Source organism: Nocardia sp. NBC_00881, assembly GCF_045207455.1.
GTDB lineage: Bacteria > Actinomycetota > Actinomycetes > Mycobacteriales > Mycobacteriaceae > Nocardia.
The window spans coordinates 4,721,101-4,740,903 of record NZ_CP108798.1; the positions used below are offsets into that span (position 1 = coordinate 4,721,101).

At 67.8% G+C, this 19,803-nt stretch carries 18 protein-coding genes; 7 read left to right on the forward strand and 11 right to left on the reverse strand.

Features of this window, described 5'->3' with window-relative positions; genetic code table 11:
- Window positions 1-13 precede the first annotated feature (13 nt).
- From egtC to egtA, 3 genes are all read right to left on the reverse strand, one after another.
- Window positions 14-823: an ergothioneine biosynthesis protein EgtC gene (gene egtC / locus OH799_RS19850; protein ID WP_406266174.1), complete on the reverse strand. Its 810-nt coding sequence runs from the start codon at window positions 821-823 to the stop codon at window positions 14-16.
- 78 nt (window positions 824-901) lie between these two features.
- Complete coding sequence (gene egtB, locus OH799_RS19855) at window positions 902-2,248, reverse strand: ergothioneine biosynthesis protein EgtB (RefSeq protein WP_406266177.1); 1,347 nt, start codon at window positions 2,246-2,248, stop codon at window positions 902-904.
- A gap of 222 nt (window positions 2,249-2,470) precedes the next feature.
- Window positions 2,471-3,808 (reverse strand): ergothioneine biosynthesis glutamate--cysteine ligase EgtA, encoded by a 1,338-nt coding sequence (egtA, locus tag OH799_RS19860; protein ID WP_406266180.1) that lies wholly within the window; start codon window positions 3,806-3,808, stop codon window positions 2,471-2,473.
- A 188-nt stretch (window positions 3,809-3,996) separates the two neighbouring features.
- Here egtA and OH799_RS19865 point away from each other — a divergent pair, with 188 nt between their 5' ends.
- Entirely contained in the window at window positions 3,997-5,217 is a 1,221-nt protein-coding gene (locus OH799_RS19865) for an aminotransferase class V-fold PLP-dependent enzyme (RefSeq protein WP_406266183.1), read from the forward strand.
- Window positions 5,218-5,223: 6 nt separating this feature from the next.
- Here OH799_RS19865 and OH799_RS19870 read toward each other — a convergent pair whose 3' ends face one another.
- Window positions 5,224-5,349, reverse strand: coding sequence for a hypothetical protein (locus OH799_RS19870; RefSeq protein WP_406266186.1), 126 nt, complete (start codon window positions 5,347-5,349; stop codon window positions 5,224-5,226).
- A gap of 92 nt (window positions 5,350-5,441) precedes the next feature.
- On the opposite strand from OH799_RS19870, the gene OH799_RS19875 reads away from it, so the two are divergent.
- A complete protein-coding gene (locus OH799_RS19875; RefSeq protein WP_406266189.1) occupies window positions 5,442-5,669 on the forward strand; it encodes a hypothetical protein in 228 nt (75 codons plus the stop codon).
- Window positions 5,670-5,743: 74 nt separating this feature from the next.
- Entirely contained in the window at window positions 5,744-7,390 is a 1,647-nt protein-coding gene (locus OH799_RS19880; RefSeq protein ID WP_406266192.1) for a fatty acyl-AMP ligase, read from the forward strand.
- A gap of 39 nt (window positions 7,391-7,429) precedes the next feature.
- Here the strand turns inward: OH799_RS19880 and pth are convergent, their stop codons facing one another.
- Together pth and OH799_RS19890 are read right to left on the reverse strand one after the other, a co-directional pair.
- A complete protein-coding gene (pth, locus tag OH799_RS19885; protein WP_406282295.1) occupies window positions 7,430-8,017 on the reverse strand; it encodes an aminoacyl-tRNA hydrolase in 588 nt (195 codons plus the stop codon).
- The gene (locus OH799_RS19890) at window positions 8,010-8,606 is read right to left on the reverse strand and encodes a 50S ribosomal protein L25/general stress protein Ctc (RefSeq protein ID WP_406266194.1); all 597 of its coding nucleotides are present in this window, start codon (window positions 8,604-8,606) and stop codon (window positions 8,010-8,012) included. The genes pth and OH799_RS19890 overlap by 8 nt, the downstream gene beginning before the upstream one ends.
- A gap of 303 nt (window positions 8,607-8,909) precedes the next feature.
- Here OH799_RS19890 and OH799_RS19895 point away from each other — a divergent pair, with 303 nt between their 5' ends.
- Window positions 8,910-10,553, forward strand: a complete 1,644-nt coding sequence (locus OH799_RS19895) for a peptide chain release factor 3 (protein WP_406266197.1) — start codon at window positions 8,910-8,912, stop codon at window positions 10,551-10,553.
- Window position 10,554: 1 nt separating this feature from the next.
- On the opposite strand, the gene OH799_RS19900 is transcribed toward OH799_RS19895, so the two are convergent.
- Both OH799_RS19900 and OH799_RS19905 read right to left on the reverse strand, forming a co-directional pair.
- A complete protein-coding gene (locus OH799_RS19900) occupies window positions 10,555-11,082 on the reverse strand; it encodes a nuclear transport factor 2 family protein (protein ID WP_357272839.1) in 528 nt (175 codons plus the stop codon).
- A gap of 418 nt (window positions 11,083-11,500) precedes the next feature.
- Window positions 11,501-12,379, reverse strand: coding sequence for an Abi-alpha family protein (locus OH799_RS19905; RefSeq protein ID WP_406266201.1), 879 nt, complete (start codon window positions 12,377-12,379; stop codon window positions 11,501-11,503).
- 305 nt (window positions 12,380-12,684) lie between these two features.
- Here OH799_RS19905 and OH799_RS19910 point away from each other — a divergent pair, with 305 nt between their 5' ends.
- Both OH799_RS19910 and OH799_RS19915 read left to right on the forward strand, forming a co-directional pair.
- Window positions 12,685-13,959: a hypothetical protein gene (locus OH799_RS19910; RefSeq protein ID WP_357272799.1), complete on the forward strand. Its 1,275-nt coding sequence runs from the start codon at window positions 12,685-12,687 to the stop codon at window positions 13,957-13,959.
- Complete coding sequence (locus tag OH799_RS19915; RefSeq protein ID WP_406266204.1) at window positions 13,950-14,843, forward strand: Abi-alpha family protein; 894 nt, start codon at window positions 13,950-13,952, stop codon at window positions 14,841-14,843. The genes OH799_RS19910 and OH799_RS19915 overlap by 10 nt, the downstream gene beginning before the upstream one ends.
- A 9-nt stretch (window positions 14,844-14,852) precedes the next feature.
- On the opposite strand, the gene OH799_RS19920 is transcribed toward OH799_RS19915, so the two are convergent.
- Window positions 14,853-16,664, reverse strand: a complete 1,812-nt coding sequence (locus tag OH799_RS19920; protein WP_406266206.1) for an ABC-F family ATP-binding cassette domain-containing protein — start codon at window positions 16,662-16,664, stop codon at window positions 14,853-14,855.
- 283 nt (window positions 16,665-16,947) lie between these two features.
- On the opposite strand from OH799_RS19920, the gene OH799_RS19925 reads away from it, so the two are divergent.
- Complete coding sequence (locus OH799_RS19925; RefSeq protein WP_406266209.1) at window positions 16,948-17,796, forward strand: LLM class flavin-dependent oxidoreductase; 849 nt, start codon at window positions 16,948-16,950, stop codon at window positions 17,794-17,796.
- A gap of 83 nt (window positions 17,797-17,879) precedes the next feature.
- Here OH799_RS19925 and OH799_RS19930 read toward each other — a convergent pair whose 3' ends face one another.
- Complete coding sequence (locus OH799_RS19930) at window positions 17,880-18,815, reverse strand: 4-(cytidine 5'-diphospho)-2-C-methyl-D-erythritol kinase (RefSeq protein WP_406266212.1); 936 nt, start codon at window positions 18,813-18,815, stop codon at window positions 17,880-17,882.
- A gap of 180 nt (window positions 18,816-18,995) precedes the next feature.
- Window positions 18,996-19,748, reverse strand: a complete 753-nt coding sequence (locus OH799_RS19935) for an SDR family oxidoreductase (RefSeq protein ID WP_406266215.1) — start codon at window positions 19,746-19,748, stop codon at window positions 18,996-18,998.
- Window positions 19,749-19,803 lie beyond the last annotated feature (55 nt).

Here is a 19,803-nt window from a genome sequence, read left to right on the forward strand (position 1 = left end):
GGGCCTTTCGGTGTCAGAGGAGAGCGTCGACGGATAGCGCGCCGGGCCTGGCGGTGACCAGGCTGCGGTCCGGGACCGACTGCCATCGGGGGTCGTCGTCGAACGGTTCAGAGGACAGAATCGCGAAAGTGTCGGTGACCAGTGCCGACAACGAGTGGTCGCAGGTGGTCGCCCACAGTTGCGCACCGTCGGACAGCAGGAAATTCAGACGCGCGTCCGGTACTCGGTCGAGCACCGCCCCGACGAGCAGCTTCAGTGCCGCCGGGGCGGCCGACCACGCACCGTCCGGCGATCCGGTCGCCAGCAGATCGCACAGGATCACCCAGAGCGTGGCGGTGTCGGTGGCGGCTTCTGCCTCCAGCAGCCGGTTCGGGGCGAACAGTGCCTCCGCGCCGAGTTCGACGGCGGTGTGCGCGAACTCGGCCGCCACCGCGGTCAGCGTGCCGCGCCAGTCCGGCACCACACCGTTGTGGCTGAATGCCCAGCGCCCGAGGGTGAGCGGTGCGCACGCGGACCGCTCCACCGGCATCCCGACGGTCGCCGAACGCACCGCACCGAGTACCGCCCAGGATTCCAGTTGTGGCAGCACCTCGTCCACGGCCGGATCTGTCCAGATCGGCGCGGCATTGCGGTAGCGGCTGACGGTGACCGAGTCGTCCTCGGTCTCGCGCCACCACGCGACACCGAAACCGTCGGCGTTGATGGTGCCGCCGCGGCGCATGTCTCGGGGAGCCCATGCCTGGTTGCGTAAGGAATGCGATCCGAGGGTCAGCATGTCGCCGACCCGGACCGGCGGGCCGATGTAGCCCAGATGTCTACACACCGGCAACCGTCCTCGTCTCCGGACGGATTGCCACGGCGCACAGTCCCCAGTTCCGCGCTCCACTCGGACGGGCGTCGCTCACTCGCCTTCCCCCGGTCGCAGATCCCGCGCCAAGCGGAAACCGGCGAAGATCTGGCGGCGGATCGGGTGGTCCCAGTTGCGGAAAGTGCCGCGACAGGCGACCGGGTCGGTGCCGAAAGAACCGCCGCGCAGGACGCGATAATCACCGCCGAAGAAGACCTCGGAGTACTCCTTGTACGGGAAGGCGCGGAAACCCGGGTAGGGCTCGAAGCTCGAAGCGGTCCACTCCCAGACGTCGCCGATCAACTGGTGCACTCCTGCCGGGGACGCACCCGCCGGATAGGCGCCGACCTCAGCGGGTTCCAGATGGCGTTGACCGAGATTAGCGGTGCAGACCTCGGGCTCGGTATCTCCCCAGGGGAATCGACGGGACGCGCCCGTCGCCGGGTCGAACCTGGCCGCCTTTTCCCATTCGGCTTCCGTGGGTAGTCGCTTGCCCGCCCAGTTCGCGTACGCCTCGGCCTCGAACCAGCACACATGCACCACCGGCTGGTGCGGGCGCAGCGGGGCCATCACCCCGAAGACCCTGCGCCACCAATGCCCGGCCGGGTCGCGTTCCCAGAACTGTGGCGCGACCAGACCCGCTTCCCTGCGGTGCGCCCAGCCACGCACGGACCACAATTCGGGACGGTCGTAGCCACCGTCGTCTACAAAGGCCAGATACTGCTCGTTGGTCACGGGCGCTGCATCGATCGCGAAGCCGGGCACCGACACCCGGTGGGCGGGGCGCTCATTGTCGAGCGCCCACGCGTCGGTCGAGGTACCCATGGTGAATTCTCCTGCGGGAATGACGATTTCACCGGCGGCCGGAGCCGATGCGGTCGGCACGGCCGCTCCGGAGAGCACGGCGGCACCGGTGCGCAGCTGGTGGGTGGCCAGCATGGTCTCGTCGTGCTGCTGCTCGTGCTGGGCGATCATTCCGAACGCGAAACCGCCGTCGACCAGCGGTCCGCCCTGCAACTCGCTGCACTTCAGCACATCCCATACCTTCTCACGTACCACGGCGACGTAGTCGCGGGCCTGGGTGGGATCGAGCAGGGGCAGCTGGGGACGGTTCGCGCGGGCGTGTTTGAAGGCGTCGTAGAGTTCGTCGAGGTCGGCGCGCACGGGTTCGCGGCTGCCGACGTCGCGGACGAGCCACAGTTCTTCCTGGTTGCCGATGTGCGCGAGATCCCAGACCAGCGGGCTCATCAGGCGCGAATGCTGGGCCACCAGCTCGGCCTCGTCGATACAGCCGGTGAGAGTAAGGGTGCGTTGTCGCGCGCGACTGAGCACGTCGGCGATCCGGTCCCGTAGCTGTTCGGACCCGGAACTGTCAGTCGGTGCGGGGTACTGAGTGGTCACGAGAAATGTCTCCGAGTTGTCACGAGAAATGTCTCCGAGTGGTCACGAGAAATGTCTCCGAGTGGTCACGAGAAATGTCTCCGAGTTGTCACGAGAAATGTCTCCGAGATCGGTTCTGATCGGCGTCGTCACGGTCGCGAACGAGTGCGCGGGGCGCGACGATTCGGCCCTTGCCGGCCAAGTCGACCGGCCCGCGGTCGTCGATGCGCGACAGGCATGCTGTCACGTGCCGGCCCCCGGTCGGTCCGGCCCTGCGCCGTTCCTGGTGCGGTCGTCGGTCGGGGTGCGGCCGCTGCGACATCGTTCGGCGGCGGATTCGATCTCCGTGGCGCCCGCCGCGGTGGCCGCGTGGGCCGCGGCGAGCCGCATCAGGTCGACCGCGGCGGACCGGATGTCCTGGTCGGCCAGGCCATAGCGGGCGGCGTCGAGCCAGTGGCCCGCGAGCGGCGCGGCGACCGATGTCGCCTCGGCGACCACGGGCGGGCTCGACATGAGCGCTTCGATCACCTGGACCGGCGTAGTCCAGGTGTCGCCCGGCTGGGCGTCGACGTAGCGGACCTCCAGATGCCCAGATGCGCGCACCGGCGGGAACATCGTGGTCAGGTGGTAGTCCAGGTCGCTGACGTCGGGGCGGCGCCCCACCTCGTCGTCCAGAGCGCCCGACAGCCAGTCGCCGAACGTCGCGCCTGGCGGAGCAGACCACCCGGTATTGCGACCGTCCCCCTCTGCGCCAGGACTTCGCACGCACAGCAGCGGGACGTCCAGCGCCCATTTGCTGTACCCGGCCACCGGATCGGTCCAGTCCATCACGGGCGGGCGGGTGCGCACGTTGTCCAGCCGCAGCCATGCTCGCATGCGCTGCGAAGCCCAGGCGCCGGCCGGGGCCCCGCGCAGGTCAGGCGAGCAGGCGAAGGCGGCCAGCAAAGCCGGACCGACGGCATACAGTGCGGTCCACCGCGCGGTCACCTCCGCGTGGTCGGCGCCCGCGTCGACGCTGACCTGTGCGGCGGCGGTATTGCACATCATCAACTTGCCGAACGGGCCGACGCCACCGAAGGCATGCTCCATGGCGCGGTAGCGCGGCAGCCGCAGGATTCGTTTGGGCCGGCGGTCCGCGTCGGCGGCAAGGGAAACGGTACGGATGGACCGGGTTTCGAGAAGTTTCCGCAACAGGCGGGCATCGTCGCGCAGTCGGTCGCACAGCCGCGCGGCATCAGCGTAAGGAGCGCTGGAGAGTTCTATTTGACCACCGGGTTCCAGGCTGACCCGGCTGCCCCCCGGTAGTGCGAGCGCCGGAGAATCGGGGGCGATGGACCGCGGTGCGTACGGTCCCAGGGCATCCGCCAGGGCGGCCAGCGGCGGACGCGGGGCGGACGCGGGGCCTGACGCCGAACACTCACCCTGCACGGTGAGCCACTCGAGTTCGGCACCGATCAGACTCGGTGGTCCGAGCTTGAAGCAGACGCCGCCGACGTAGGCCTCCGCCGCCGCGCGAGAAGACAGTTCTCCCTGCTCTGGCGCACAATGAGCCGACTCAGGTGTATCGAGCGTGACCGCCATGCCAACCTCCACTGCGCGTTCCGAGTTGCAGGGGATTCGAGTCCGCTGCTATTCGGTTATCCCCATACCGCTCGGTCCTATTCCACTCCGATGCCGGATTCCGAGCGCGGCGATCCATCCAGGGTAGCCACGGCAACTGACATGAAATCGACGAGAAGCCGAACTTCACACCGGATAGGGTCGGCGGCATGCTGGATGACGATCGTGTACGAGCCGACACTCCCGGATGCGCGTCCGGATCCGACCTCGGTCCGGTGTTTCTCGACAGCGCCGGATCCTCGCTGCCGCCGCAGGTCGTCACCGATACCGTCATCGGTCACCTGCTGCGTGAGGCGGAGATCGGTGGCTACCGCGCCGCTAACGAGAGGCTCGATGATCTCGCCGCGGTGAAGACCTCGATCGGCACGCTGATCAACGCCGCGCCGACGAGCATCGCGCTCAGCGACAGCGCCACCCGCTCCTGGGCGGATTTCTTCTACTCGGTTCCGCTGGCGGCCGGCGATCGCATCCTGGTCTCCGAGGCCGATTACGCGAGCAATGCCATCGCCGCCCTACAGCGCGCCCGCGCCACCGGTGCGACGGTGCAGAAGATTCCGAGTGACGGCAGCGGGCAGATCGACCTCGACGCGCTTGCCGCGCTGGTCGACGAACGGGTCAAACTGGTGTCGGTACTGCACGTGCCGACCAACGGCGGACTGGTGAACCCGGCCGCCGAGGCTACGAGAATCGCGCACTCGGTCGGCGCACTCGTGCTGCTGGACGCCTGCCAGTCCGCTGGGCAGCTGCCACTGGATGTGGCCGAGCTCGGCGTCGACGCGCTGTCTGTCACCGGTCGCAAGTGGCTGCGCGGCCCCCGCGGAACCGGATTCCTGTACCTGCGGCCGGAGTTGGCACAGTCCATGGAGCCTGAGCGGCTCGACCTGCACGGCGCGGAGTGGACCGGCCCGGACGACTACCGTCTGGCGCCGGATGCCAGCCGTTTCGAATTCTGGGAGTGCGACGTCGCAGGGCGGCTCGGTTTGGGCGCCGCGGTGCGATATCTGCTCGACCTGGGGCCGGACAACGTGTACGCCGCGATCGCGGCACGCGCCGAGCACCTGCGCAAGGCACTGCCGGAGATCCCCGGCGTGACGGTGCACGACATCGGCATCCGGCACAGCGGCATCGTGTCGTTCACCGTCGACGGCATCGAACCCACCCAGGTGCGCGACCAGCTGCTGACGCAGGACATCACGGTCACGGTCAGCCACGCCCGTTCGACCCTGCTCGACATGACGAGCCGGGGCCTGGCATCGGTGGTCCGCGCCTCTCCGCACTGTTTCGTCAGTTTCGACGAACTGGACCGGTTCGTCGCCGCGGTCGCGGCGCTCCAGGGTCCTCCGGTACGCCCGGAAAGCGCCGCCGAGTAGCCCTTTTCAGGCCAAATGCGCGTCCAGCGCCCTGGCCACCAGTGCCGCGACGCCGGCACCCGGGCCGACCAGGCGCAGGCTGCGGTTGGCCTGTAAGGCGGCGATACCGTGCAGGTTGGTCCACAGGGCCATGGGCGGATCTATCGCGGTCGCACCGGTGCCCTGCGGGTGGCGATGACGACCGGGGCGCCCGTCGTTCCGGCGACCTCTCGGGCACCGATCTGGTGAACCCGCGCCACACCCGCCTGCTGCGCTTCGGCAAGGTGCGCATCGACTTCGGCGCGCCGCGCCACTACCCGCCCGTCGCACAGCGCGATGCGGTGCGCACCGCCACCGACGAGCTGATGCGCGAACTGGCCACGCAGTCCGGCCGGTGCTGTGTCGACCGCTACGCGGCCACCTTCGCGCCCGGCGATACGGTCCTGACCTGCGATCTTCAGAAGGGGGGTTAACGCAGCGCGGCGATCGCGGGATAGTTGGTGGAGGCCGGGTCTCGGCCGACGGTGGGTGATGAGGAGTTGAGGTTTTGAGCAGGTTCACCGACGAGATGTACGCCACGGCGCAGACCTCCGAGCGGGGCCTGGTGACCGGCGAGCCGGCCGCCCCGCTGCGCCGCACCTGGGCGGAGATTCACCGGATCGCCCGCCGCATGGCGGGCGGCTTGGCCGCGGCGGGAATCGGCCACGGCGACGCGGTCGGCGTGCTGGCCGGGATGCCGGTCGATATCGCCCCGGCCTGCCAGGCTATCTGGATGCGCGGCGCGTCGATCACCATGCTGCATCAACCGACCCCGCGCACCGATCTCGCACTCTGGGCTCGTGACACCGAGACGGTGCTGACCATGATCGAGGCGCGCGCTGTCGTCCTCGGCGCGCCGTTCGAGGCGGCCGAGCCGCTGTTGCGCGAGCGCGGCATCACCGTGGTGCGCATCGACCAGCTGCCCGACAGCCCCGACATCGACCCGGTGCCCACCGGCGAGGACGATATCGCGTTGCAGCAGTTGACCTCCGGCTCGACCGGCTCGCCCAAGGCGGTGCGGATCACGCACGAAAACTTCTTCGTCAACGCCTATGCCATGTTCGACCGGGTGAAGTTCCAGCTCGACGACGACGTGATGATCAGCTGGCTTCCGCTGTTCCACGACATGGGCATGGTCGGATTCCTCACCGTCCCTATGCAATTCGGCGCGGAAGTGGTCTGCGTGACGCCGCTGGACTTCCTGACCCGCCCGCTGCTGTGGGCCGAGCTGATCGACAAATACCGCGGCACCGTCACCGCGGCACCGAATTTCGCGTACTCACTATTGGCCCGACGGCTACGACAGGCCGACGACGCCGCATTCGACCTCAGCAGCGTGCGTTACATGTGGAACGGCGCGGAACCGGTCGACCCGGACACCATGGACGCGCTGGCCACGGCCGGAAGACGGTTCGGACTCAACCCGACTGCGCTCACCCCGGTCTACGGCATGGCGGAGACCACGCTCGCCGTCTCGGTCCCCGACCCCGGCCTCGGCCAAGTGGTGGACGTGATCGACGCCGATCTACTCGAAGCGATCGGCAAGGCGGTGCCGGTGCCGGACCAGCACGGGCACGCCGGCAACGTCCGCAGGCTGGCAACCCTGGGCTACCTCGTCGACAATCTGGAAGGCCGGATCGTCGACAGCGAGCGTCAGCCGCTGCCGATCCGCTCGGTGGGTGTCATCGAATTGCGCGGCCCGGCGGTCGCATCCGGCTACGTGACGATGGACGGATTCCGTCCCGCCCAGGACGCCGACGGCTGGTTGGACACCGGCGACATCGGCTACTTCACCGAGGAGGGCCTGATCGTGGTGTGCGGCCGGATCAAGGACGTCATCATCATGGGCGGCCGCAACATCTATCCCACCGACATCGAACGCGCCGCGACCAGGGTGACCGGTGTCCGCCCCGGCAACGCGGTCGCGGTACGCCTCAACGCGGGCCAGAAGCGGGAGAGCTTTGCCGTGGTGGTGGAGAGCAACAGCCATCAGAACCCCGACGAGGTCAAACGAATCGAGCACGAGATCGTGCACGAGGTGTTCTCCGAGGTGGGAGTTCGGCCGCGCACCGTGGCGGTGCTGGGTCCTGGTGCGCTGCCGAAGACCTCGTCGGGCAAACTGCGCCGCGCAGCCACCGCCATCCACGTGGAATGAACGATCCGCGAACTGCGCGCTGAGCGTTGCGGCGCGGGGTCAGTGGAGCTGGTTCTGCGCGGTCTCCAGACCGACCCGAAGCAGCAGCTCCACCGCGTCGGCGGCCTGCTCGACGATCACCGGGACCTCTTTGCGTTCCGGCGCCGAGAACGGCTTCAGCACGTAGTCGGCCGGATCCTGCCGCCCCGGCGGACGGCCGATGCCGATGCGGGTGCGCAGGTAATCCTTGGTGGTCAAGGCGCTGGAGACGGAGCGGAGCCCGTTGTGGCCGCCCTCGCCGCCGCCGCGCTTGAGCCGGATAGCGCCGAACGGAAGGTCGAGTTCGTCGTGCACGACGATCACCTCGGTCGGCGACACGGAGAAGAACCTGGCCAGCGCCGCCACCGCCCGACCGGACAGGTTCATGAACGACCGCGGCTTGGCGATCAATACCTGGCGGCCGTCCAGCCGGGCCTGCAGTAGGTCCGTGCCGGATTTCTTGTGCACACCAAAACGGCCGCCGACGCGCTCAGCGAGCACGTCGGCGACCAGAAAACCGACATTGTGCCGGGTGCGCTCGTATTCGGGACCTGGGTTACCCAGTCCGACAACGAGCGCGGGCCCGGTCGACGATTCGGTGTTATTCAGCGCTCTCGGCCTCGCCGGCCGCACCCTCGGTTTCGGCCGCGGCGGCAGGGGCGGCGATAACGTTGACGATCAGTGTCTCCGGATCGGCGGCCAGGCCGACACCGGCGGGCAGCTCCAGTGCGCCCGCGGTGATCTGGGTACCCGGCTCGACGCCCTCGACGGAGACCTCGATGGTCTCCGGAAGCTTCATCGCGTCGGCCTCGATGGACACGGTGGTGGCCTCCTGGGTGACCAGGGTGCCCGGGGCGGCATCGCCGACGACGGCGATGATCACGTCGGCGGTGACCTTCTCGCCGCGCTTGATGATCAGCAGGTCGGCATGCTCGATGTAGCGGCGAATCGGGTGCACCACAACGGATTTGGTCAGCGCGAGTTGCTTCTTACCGTCGATGACGAGGTTCAGCACCGCGTTGGTGCCGTGCTCGCGCAGGATCGCGGCGAAAGCCTGGGCGTTGACCGACAGGTGCTGCGGGTCGGCCTGATGGCCGTAGAGCACCGCCGGGACGTTGCCCGCGCGGCGGGTGCGGCGGGCGGCACCCTTGCCGAACTCGGTGCGTACGGCGGCTTCGAGAAGGTTGGCGTCGGACATGACTGGATCTACTCCTACGGCTCTTCCGGACTGTCAACGGTTACACGTCAGGGGCTGCTCACACCTGACCGGGTTGGTCTACTCGTCGGGCGAAGACCGAACGAGGACGGCCGGAAGCCGAGCCGCGTCGATCACGGTGCGCAAACAGGTCTGCGGTCACCCTCGCCGAGACAACCCGAACACCATACCGCAGCGCACAGCCGTGACTGGAATCGGGTGGTCACCAGCGCGTCGGGTCGCCCTCATGTCTGTCACGTACGCTGGCGTGGTTGCCGATCGGTTGTCTGTGAAAGGTTGTTTCCGTTGAGCGCCTCCCCTGAGGGTGTCGTCGCGCCCGCCCCCCGCGGATTGACTGCCGAGGTCGCCCGGCGGCGCACGTTCGCGGTCATCTCCCATCCTGACGCGGGCAAATCGACCCTCACCGAAGCACTCGCCCTACACGCCAGGATGATCTCCGAGGCGGGCGCGATCCACGGCAAGGCCGGACGCAAGTCCACGGTCTCGGACTGGATGGAGATGGAGAAGGCGCGCGGCATCTCGGTCAGCTCGACGGCGCTCCAGTTCAACTATCGTCCCGCGGGCTCGGACGTCGACAGCGTGATCAACCTGGTCGACACCCCCGGCCACTCCGATTTCTCCGAGGACACCTACCGGGTGCTCACCGCCGTCGACGCCGCGGTGATGCTGATCGACGCCGCCAAGGGCCTGGAACCGCAGACCTTGAAGCTGTTCCAGGTCTGCCGCCACCGCGGCATCCCGGTGATCACGGTGATCAACAAGTGGGACCGTCCCGGACAGGCGCCGCTGGAACTGCTCGACGAGATCAACGAGCGAATCGGCCTCACCCCGACCCCGCTGTTCCTTCCGGTCGGCATCGCGGGCGATTTCCGCGGCCTGCTGCGCCGCGGTCCCGGCGGGGCGCCTCTCGAATACATCCACTTCACCCGCACCGCCGGCGGCGCGACCATCGCGCCGGAGGAGTCGCTGACCCCGGAGTCCGCGCAGGCGCGGGAGGGCGAGCCATGGACCACCGCCGTCGAGGAGAGTGAGCTGCTTTCGGCCATCGGGCAGGACCATGACCAGGAGCTGTTCCTCGCCGGACAGACCTCGCCGGTGGTCTACGCCTCCGCGATGCTGAACTTCGGCGTGCGGCAACTGCTGGAGACCCTGGTCGCGCTGGCGCCCGCGCCGGGCCCGCGCCCGGATGTCGGCGGAACCCCGCGCGATACCTCCGACCCGTTCAGCGCGGTCGTGTTCAAGGTGCAGGCGGGTATGGACGCGGCGCACCGCGACCGACTTGCCTTCATGCGGATCGTGTCCGGTGAGTTCGAGCGCGGCATGGTGGTCACACACGCACAGACCGGACGGCCGTTCGCGACCAAGTACGCGCTTACCGTGTTCGGCCGCGAGCGCGCCACCGTCGACACCGCCTACCCCGGCGACGTGGTCGGCCTGGTGAACGCGACGGCGCTGGCACCGGGCCACACCCTGTTCGTGGACAAGAAGGTGGAGTTCCCGCCGATCCCATCCTTCGCGCCGGAGCATTTCGCGGTGTTGCGCGCGCGGAGCGCGGGCAAGTACAAGCAGTTCCGCAAGGCCATCGATCAACTCGACTCCGAGGGTGTCGTCCAGGTGCTGCGCAACGAACTGCGCGGTGACGCCTCGCCGGTTCTCGCGGCGGTCGGCCCGATGCAGTTCGAGGTGGTCACCACGCGCATGCTCGCGGAGTTCACTGTCGAGACCACGATGGAGCATCTCGGCTACTCGCTCGCTCGGCGTACCGACGCCGCCTCGGCGGAGGAACTCGGGCGTCAGCGCGGGGTCGAGGTGTTCACCCGCAGCGACGGCGCGCTGCTCGCGCTGTTCAGCGACAAGTGGCGGCTGCAATACATCGAGAAGGAACATCCGACGCTGACATTGGAACCGCTGGTCGCCACCGCGGACTGAGTCACTCGGCTTCGGGCTCGGGCGGCCGCGGCGCGGCACCCGGCTCGCGCTGGACCGAGGCGATGCCGTCATCCCGCGCGATCAGACCCCACCTGCTGGAGGTCAGGCGCAGACTCGGCAGGTCGCTCAGCGAGAGCACCACCTCGTAGGTGCGCTCGTAACCGGTATGCGAAATCCGCCAGCAGCCGTCGTCGCAGCGAACATAGCGGTCGGAATAGAAGGCCGCGCCGCGCAGCAGCATGTTGTGGCTGGGGATCAGGACGGTGTCGGCGAGGTACCAGGTGCCGGTCGCCGAGTCGCCGTCGACATCGATCTCGGGATGGTCGCATCGGTGCTCGGTGATCACGTGCGGACCGAGGGTGTTGCGCATGAACGCGAGAAACGCGTCGCGCGATTCGAACTGGAGATATTCGCTGTAGGTGGCGGTGGCCTCGGGAACCATGGTGTCCACGAACTCGTCCCACGATTTGGTGTCCAGGCTGCGCAGATAACGATACTTCAGCCGACTGATGGCGGCGACGTCACCCATTTCCCGCTCGTCGCGGCCACGTTTGGCTCTCGGATCGTCGCGTACCTGCCCGAAATCGATCGGCCCCGCGTCGAAACGCAGCTGCCCACCGGCGTCCAGGTTCCCGCTTTCGGACGAGCTGGCGCGCATCGCCTGGTCACCGCGTTCGGACGCACCGGCGCGCAGTGCTTGGTCACCGCGTTCCGACGCGCCGGCGCGCATTCGCTGGTCGCCGCCCTCCTGTTCACCGGTGCCTGCACCCCGGTCCCTACGCACCTGCGCGCCGATCCCTACGCCTGGGTCGCCGCGCTCCTGCCCGCCGGTTCCCTGATCCATACCTCCACAATCCCATCCGAAGCCACGCCACTTCACGAATTGGGAGATTTGTATCAGATTGCTATCACAGTTCGGGGAATATCCCTGAAGATCAACTAGACGGTCAACCTCCGATGGTGAAGCACGTGCGGCAGAAGTCCTCGCCGAACTCGGTGAGCCGCAGACTCTTGCGCACTATTTTGGGCGCCCGGCCCGCCTTTTTCAGCGCCGCCTCCACCACGGGCTGCACCTCGAGCACCATGTACCGGCTCAATACCACCGGATCGTCCGAGGTCAGCGTCAGGCCGAGGCGGTTGAGGTTGATCAGATACGAGCGCGCGCGATCCGGGTAGCGCACACCCGCCTGCTCGGGCACGGAGGTGAGGTCGCCCTGCACCAGCTCCGCGCCGATGCCGAGCGGGCGGTTGGTGCGCACGTCTACCGACGGTTGCGGACCGTTGAGCGCCATGAAGCGCAGCATGCGCGCCTCGTCCGGAGCGAGCTGGTCGAGGATGCGGTCATAGGCCGGGTGCACGTCCTCGGTGAAGTACACATCCGCGGATCTGGCCAGCAGTGCGTCGCCGCGGCGACGCAGTTCCTCCGTGCTCGCCGAGCGGAGCTGGGACCCGACGGCCAGCGCCTGCTGCGAGCCTGGACCGTTGGACGTCGGCACATAGCTGACGACCTCGCGCACGGATCCCTCGTTGACGCCGAGCGCACTGCGGGCTATGGAACGCAACGCGTTTCCGGTCCGCTCGGCGATCTCTGCCGACGACTCGCCGTCCAACGCTGCCTGGGTGATCTCCTTGGTCACATCGACGGTGGTGCCGACGGCCCACTGACCACCGCGCACGACCGTGCCCGCGGCCAGTCCTGCCGCACGGAACACGCCGCGGATCAGTCGCGCCTCGTTGCTGATCTGCCGCTGTTCGACATCCGAGCTGCGCTCGACGGCGCGGGAACCGGCCCGGGCCACGTCCTGTCCGGTCCTGTCGTCTGCCACATTTTCTCCGATATCGCCAGGTGAACGAATCCGCCCCACAGATTACTTCCCCCTGTGTCGCCGGTCATTGTCGCCTGACTCGGACAGCGCGGCATTCCGGACGATCACGGTGACCGATAGCTCGACAACCGTCCCTACGGGGGCGTACTCGCGGTGTAAGCAGGCCCTCCGCTCGCAATCGCGTTGCTTTGCCGAGAGAGTGCTAGTTTATGGTGCCGGTGAGGCGGCGGTCACCGGTGTATCGGCAGGAGGGTGTCGTGTTAGAGAGCGTTTTCGGAATCCACCCCACGTTCCTCCTCGAGCTTGTGACAATCCCCCTTTTCACGGGGGTCATCGGCTACATCACCAACTGGACCGGCGTGCTCATGCTCTTCAAGCCCGTCGCCTTCCACGGCATTCACGTCCCTGGCCTGCGCGCGCTATATCCGTTCCTCCCCAAACGAATTCAAGTACTGCCGTTGCTGAGCTACGACGGCAGATTCGGTTGGCAGGGCATCGTCCCGTCGCGTGCCGACAAGATGGCCAGCATCGCGGTGGACAAGGGCCTTGCCAAACTCGGCAGCGTCGCCGACTTCTACCGCGAGCTGGAGCCGGACAAGCTGGCCGAGCATCTGGCCGGCATCGCCGATGCGCAGATCAAGGACATCGTCGAGGAAATCCTGCGGCGCGAACATCCCCAGCTCTGGTACAACCTGCCGAATCAGGTCCGTGACATGGTGCACGCCAGGGTGCGCCAGCAACTGCCGGAGATCCTGCGCGAGCTCACCGAAGAATTGGGCGCGAATATCGATCAGCTGCTCGATGTGAAGCAGATGGTGATCCGGTACTTCCAGGCCCGCCCGCACCTGCTCAACACGCTGTTCCAGGTGCTCGGCGCCAAGGAATTGCGATTCATGCAGAACTTCGGTTTCTACTTCGGCGCGCCCATGGGCGCGGTGTTGGTCGCCGTCCTGCATACGACCGGATGGTCCAGCCTCGTCGTGCTGCCGATCGGTGGGGTGATCATCGGCTGGGTAGTCAACTGGATCGGGATCAACATGATCTTCGCGCCCGCCTATCCGAAGTGGTGGTGCCCGTGGCGGCAGGGTCTACTGATCAAACGCAAATCCGAAATCACCGATGGCTACGCGGAATTGGTGTCCAGTCAGGTGATCACCGTGGCGAATATCGGCGACGAGTTGCTCAACGGCCCGCGCTCCGATCGCACCATGCAGATGCTCGAGGACACTTTGCGACCCGCCGCCGATCGCGCGCTCGGGCCTGCCCGCTCCGCGGTCAAGTTCGTGCTCGGCAGTCGCGAATACGACTCGTTGCAATCGACGCTCACCACCGAGGCCATGGCTATCGCGCCGATCGCGTTCGCCGACCCCGAGTTCAACATCCGTCAGGGCAGGCAGATCAACGAGTACATCGCCAAACAGATGTCGGCGTTGTCGCCCCCGGACTTCGTAGACATGCTGAGAGCCGCCATCAAACAGGATGAATGGTTGCTTTTCGTGCATGGCGGCGTGCTCGGGCTGTTTGCCGGATACGCTCATATCCTGATCTTCGGAACAGGAGTGGCGACATCATGGCTGTAGCGGGTCCGGACGGCGGCGACATCGAAGCCGTCGAGCACCCCGACGCGACGGAGGCGAACGCCGGGCCATCCCGGGAGATCGCACGGCGGCCCACCTCGGACGTCGTTCGTACCAGCGAACTACCTCCACGAATATCGGTGCCCGTCGCCACCGTGCGTGCGGCGACCGGTGTCGCCCTGGTCGCCTGGGCCGCCGTCGCCGAGGTTACCGCCTGGGGCGTCGGCACCGCGGTCGGCGTGGCCTCCACCGTCGTGCGGCGCAGCATCGAGGGAGCGCCGCCCCGAGAAGTATTCGCTGAGGCCGAGTCCGAGGTGCGCGACGCGATGCGCAAGGTGCTCGGACTGCCCACAACCCCGGAAACGCCTGCGCAGGACGGTGTGCCGACGCTGCGCGAGCAGGGCGCCGCGCTTCTGCGTTTGTCGGCGAGCACGCACGACGAGGACACGAACCACCCGGCCTTCGCGGGCATGCTCGCCGAGCTGACCCCGGACGAGGCGCGCATTCTGCGTTTCCTGCGTCTGGACGGACCACAGCCCTCGATCGACGTCCGCACCGGACGTCCGCGTGCGCTCGGCGCGGAACGAATCGGCTCAATGCTCACGCTGGTCGGCGAGCAGGCGGGCCTGCGCTTCCCGAATCGGATCCAGCAGTACCTGACCAACTTGCGCAGGCTCGGCCTGGTCGAGCACACGCGCGAGCCGATCGGCAATCCGAACCGCTACCAGCTGCTGGAGGCGCAGTCGCCGGTGCGGGAGATGCTGAAGCGCTCCGGGTTCGGTACCAAGGTGATCTATCGCAGCGTGGTGCTCACGGATTTCGGCCGGGACTTCGTGCGAACCTGCCTGCCGGTAGTCGTGCAGGACGGACGCGCCTCCGGGCATTAGGCGCGTGGGCTACACACCGTCGGCAAGTTCCAACCAGCGCTCCTCGGCCGTCTCCTTCTCCACGAGTACCTGTTTGAGCTCCGCACCCAAGGTGATCAGTTTGTCCGGATCGGTGGAGGCGTCGGCCAGCGCGGCGTGCAGACGCTGTTCCCGGTCGGACAGCTTGTCGATCGCGCGTTCGAGGCGGGTCAGCTCCTTGCGGGCCGCACGATAGGTCGCGGAATCGGTGGCCGAGGCGTCGACAGGCTTGGTCTCCGGCGCGGTGGCGCGGACTCGGCCCGCACTGAGGGCCGCGCGCTTGTTCAGATACTCCTCGATGCCGCCGGGCAGATTGGTGAGCTTGCCATCGCCGAACAGCGCCCAGGTCGAGTCGCAGATGCGCTCGATCAGGTAGCGGTCGTGGCTGATCACCACCAGGGTGCCCGCCCAGTTGTCGAGCAGATCCTCCAGCTGTTGCAGGGTGTCGATATCCAGGTCGTTTGTCGGCTCGTCGAGCAGCAGGACGTTCGGCTCGGACATGAGGATGCGAGTCAGCTGCAGGCGCCGGCGCTCGCCGCCGGACAGGTCGCCGACGGGAGTGCGCTGGCGGGCGGGGCTGAAGCCGAGCCGCTCGGCCAGTTGGCCCGCCGAAACCTCCTTGTCGCCGAGCATGATTCGCTGCGCGACCTGCTGCACTGCCTCCAACACACGCAGATCGGTCGGCAGGTCGTCGAGTTCTTGGCGCAGCCAGCCGATCTGCACGGTCTGGCCCTGGATCCGTTTGCCCTCGGCGAGCACGGGGCCGTTTGCGCCGTCGTCTCCGGCCAGCGCGCGCAGCAGCGTTGTCTTGCCGGACCCGTTGACGCCGACCAGGCCGACCCGCTCCCCCGGCGACAGCCGCCAAGTCAGGTCGCGCACCAATTCCCTGCCGTCCGGGGTGGCGAGAGTGGCGTCCTCCAATTCGATCACCACGCGGCCGAGGCGCTTTCGCGCGAAGGCGGCCAGCGAGACGCTGTCGCGCGGCGGGGGGACGTCGGCGATCAGCGACTCCGCGGCCTCAACCCGATAGCGTGGCTTGGACGTGCGCGCCTGCGGGCCGCGCCGCAGCCACGCCAGCTCCTTACGGGCGAGGTTGCGCCGTCGCGCCTCGGAGGAGTCTGCCTGGCGGGCGCGCTCGGCGCGGGCGAAGATCCAGTCGCCGTATCCGCCCTCGTAGCTTTCCACCTTGCCGCCGACCACCTCCCAGGTGTTGGTGGCGACGGTGTCGAGGAACCAGCGGTCGTGAGTCACCACGACCAGCGCGCTGCGGCGGCTCAGCAGATGCTCGGCCAGCCACTGCACGCCTTCCACGTCGAGGTGGTTGGTCGGCTCGTCCAGCACGAGCAGGTCGAGTTCACGCACCAGCGCGGCGGCGAGCGCGACCCGGCGGCGCTCGCCGCCGGAGAGATTGTCGACCGGGGCGTCCATGCCTAGATCGGCGATGCCGATGCCGTCCAGCACCGAGCGGATGCGAGGGTTGGCGGCCCATTCGTGTTCGGCCATATCGTCGGTCATGGCGTCGTCGGCCAGACCGGCCAGCACCACCGAGCCGACAGTCGAGCCCTCGGGCAGGACGCCGCGCTGCGTCACCACCGCTGAGCGCAGTCCGCCGACCCTACTGACCCGGCCACTGTCGGGCGCCTCGATGCCGGTGAGCACCTCGAGCAGGGTGGTCTTCCCGCCGCCGTTGAGGCCGACTACGCCGATCCGTTCACCCGCGTGCACGCCGAGCGACACATTGTCCAGTAGTGGGGTGATCCCGAAGCTCTTGTGGACCTGTTCGAGATTGATCAGGTTGGACATGGATCCTTCCGGGTCTTGCGGCGGCGGGCTGATATGTGCCCGGAGCCAGCGTACCGACCGTGCCGACCGATCCTCCGCCCGGCGAACGGCGGGGAAACTCGCTGGCGAGACTTGCGAAACGAACGTTGTTCGTTCAGAATTATCTCGACGAACACCGTTCGTTCCAAGGAATCCGATCCGGCGCTCCCCAGAAAGTACTGCCGCAGCGTGGGAGCCCACCTCGTCGCATCGAGGTGTCGGTGGGCGGCACCCTTACTTTCCCTTGCTCTGTTGGAGGTTCTCCATGCACGTCGGCCTCGGCCTGCCCATTTCCGATCCCGCCGCCCTGCTCCACTGGGCCCGGCGCGCCGATACGGGCCCATTTCGCACGCTCGGCCTGCTCGACCGGCTTGTCTATGGCAACCCCGAACCACTCATCGCGCTGGCCATGGTCGCCGGTGCGACCAGCCACGTCCGCGTACAGACCGAAGTGCTGCTCGCGCCACTACGCGATCCGGTGTTGCTCGCGAAACAGGTTGCGACACTTGATCGAATGTCCGACGGACGCTTGGTGCTCGGCCTCGGCGTCGGCGGTCGCGCGGATGACCACCTCGCCTCCGGCACCGACCTGCGCACCCGCGGTAGACGGATGGACGAGCAGCTCGCGATCATGCGGCGCCTGTGGGCGGGTGAGCCCTACAGCACCGAGTGCGGGCCGATCGGCCCGGCGCCACTGCGACCCGAAGGCCCGGAGATGCTGTTCGGCGGCTTTCAGCCAGCCGCACTCGACCGAGTCGGCCGTTGGGGCGGAGGGTTCCTCGCCGCCGTGCCGCCGTCCTGGGCGGGCAGACTGTTCGACACGGTGCGCCGCTCTTGGAAGGACAACGGCAGGTCTGGTGAGCCACGCATCGTCGCCCAGGTCAACGTCGCGCTCGGCCCACAGGACGTGATCGGCGACGCCCGAGCCGCCATGGGCGCATACTACGCGTTCAGCGACTACGCCGAGACCGTGCTCGCTGGAATGCTGACCACGCCGACGGAAATCCGCACGGCCCTCGCGGAATTCGACGGTCTCGGCGTCGACGAGGTGATGTTCTACTGCTACGGGCGCGATGCCGATCAGGTCGATCGCCTGGCCGACGCCGTCTCCTGAACATCCATACCGGAACACTGACACCCGGCGTCGATGGGTTGCGCCCAGCTCTGCGTTCCACCCAGCCTGGGTGTAGTGCAGGATCAGTGTTTTCCCGACGGCCCGTCGCTGACAATGCGCGCACCCGGTACCGGGCCGCTGGCCGTCCGGACACTGCGGCACACGCCCGCACCCGCGAGTTCGGCCGCCACCGACACCGCGGATTCCTCGCTCTCACAGAGGAAGGCGCAGGTGGGCCCAGAGCCGGATACCAGTCCAGCCAGCGCGCCCGCGGACAGACCAGCACGCAGGGTGCGGCGCAGTTCCGGCTTCAGCGACAGCGCCGCCGCCTGCAAATCATTACCGAGCAGAGGTGCGAGCTGTTGTGGATCTCCAGAGGCCAGCGCCTGCATCAGCTGCTGTGGTTCGCCGAGCCGGGGCGGTTTGCCGAGCTCACGCAAGCGGTCGAGCTCGGCGAACACGGCCGGAGTCGGCAGGCCGCCCTTAGCGAGGGCGAGCACCCAGTGAAACGTGTTGCGCGATAGCACGGGAAGCAGCCGTTCGCCGCGGCCGGTGCCCAGCGCGGTGCCGCCGTGCAACGCGAACGGCACGTCACTGCCGAGTTCGGCCGCCAGCGCGACGAGCTCGTCCCTGGACAGGCCGAGATCCCACAGCGCGTTCAGCCCGACCAGCGCGGCGGCGGCGTCCGCGCTGCCGCCCGCCATGCCGCCCGCCACCGGAATGCCTTTGGCGATGGCGATTTCCACCAGCGGGGCCCGTCCGCCGATGTGCGCGAGCCGGACGGCCGCCTTCCACACCAGGTTCTTACGATCGGTCGGCACGTCCGCGGCGCCTTCACCCGTGACCCGCACGGCCAGCGAAGCCGACGGAGCGATCCGCAGATCGTCGCTCAGGGACAGCGCCTGGAACACCGTGGTCAGGTCGTGATAGCCATCGGCACGTAGGTCGCCGACTCCGAGATGGAGGTTCACCTTCGACGGCGCGCGCACGGCGACGGGACTCGGCACTACTGACAGCACGGTGCTCAAGCCTAATGGGCTCAGCCGGACGAAGTCTGTCCGAAGCCCGCGCCGGGCCGCGCGAAGCCGGGGCAGCCGCATAACGGGCGCAGCTGGAAGAAGTCCATCCGAAGCCCGCGCCGGGCCGAACGAAGCCGAGGCAGCTGCATAACCGCTGCACCATCCGACCGCTCGGCTCGTTTACAGCAGCGCACCACCGGTGGCGTCGATCCACTGCCCGGTCACCCACCGTGCGTCGTCGGAGGCGAGAAAACCGACGACATCGGCCACATCGGCGGGTTGACCGACCCGATCGAGCGGGGACCAGGCCGCCACTGTCGCCTCGGTTTCGGCGTTGCGCAGCCAGGACGCGTTCATGTCGGTGTCGATCACACCGGGCGCTACCGCGTTCACCGTGATGCCGCGCGCGCCGACGTCCTTGGCGAGCACGCTGGTGAAGCTGTCGATCGCCGCCTTGGACATGGTGTAGGCGATCAGCTGCGGCATGTGCGCGCCATGAGTGAGACCGGTGGAGATGTTGATGATCCGGCCGCCCCCGCGAAGTCGATCGAGTCCGAGCCGTGTGACGAAGAACGGCGCCTTGGCGTTGACCGCGAAGACCCGGTCGAACGCCGCCTCGTCGGTGCCTGCGATCGACTCGCGGATGCCGTCGATGCCCACGTTGTTCACCAGGATGTCCAGACCGTCGGCGTGGGTGTCGAAGGCGGCCCACAGTGCCGCGGCGTCGCCGGGCACGCCCAGTTCGGTGCGGATGGCGAACGCCTCACCGCCTGCGGCCTCGATCGCGGCGACGGTTTCTTCGGCCGCCTTCTCGTTGCTGTTGTAGTGGACTGCGACCTGCGCGCCGTCGCGACCCAGCCGTTCGGCGACGGCCCGACCGATCCCTCGACTGCCTCCGGTCACCAACGCCGTCTTGCCCGTCAGTGCGCCCATCACGGAACCTTTCTCTAGCGATCGCTACAGAAACCAAGTTACCATGTTCTCTAGC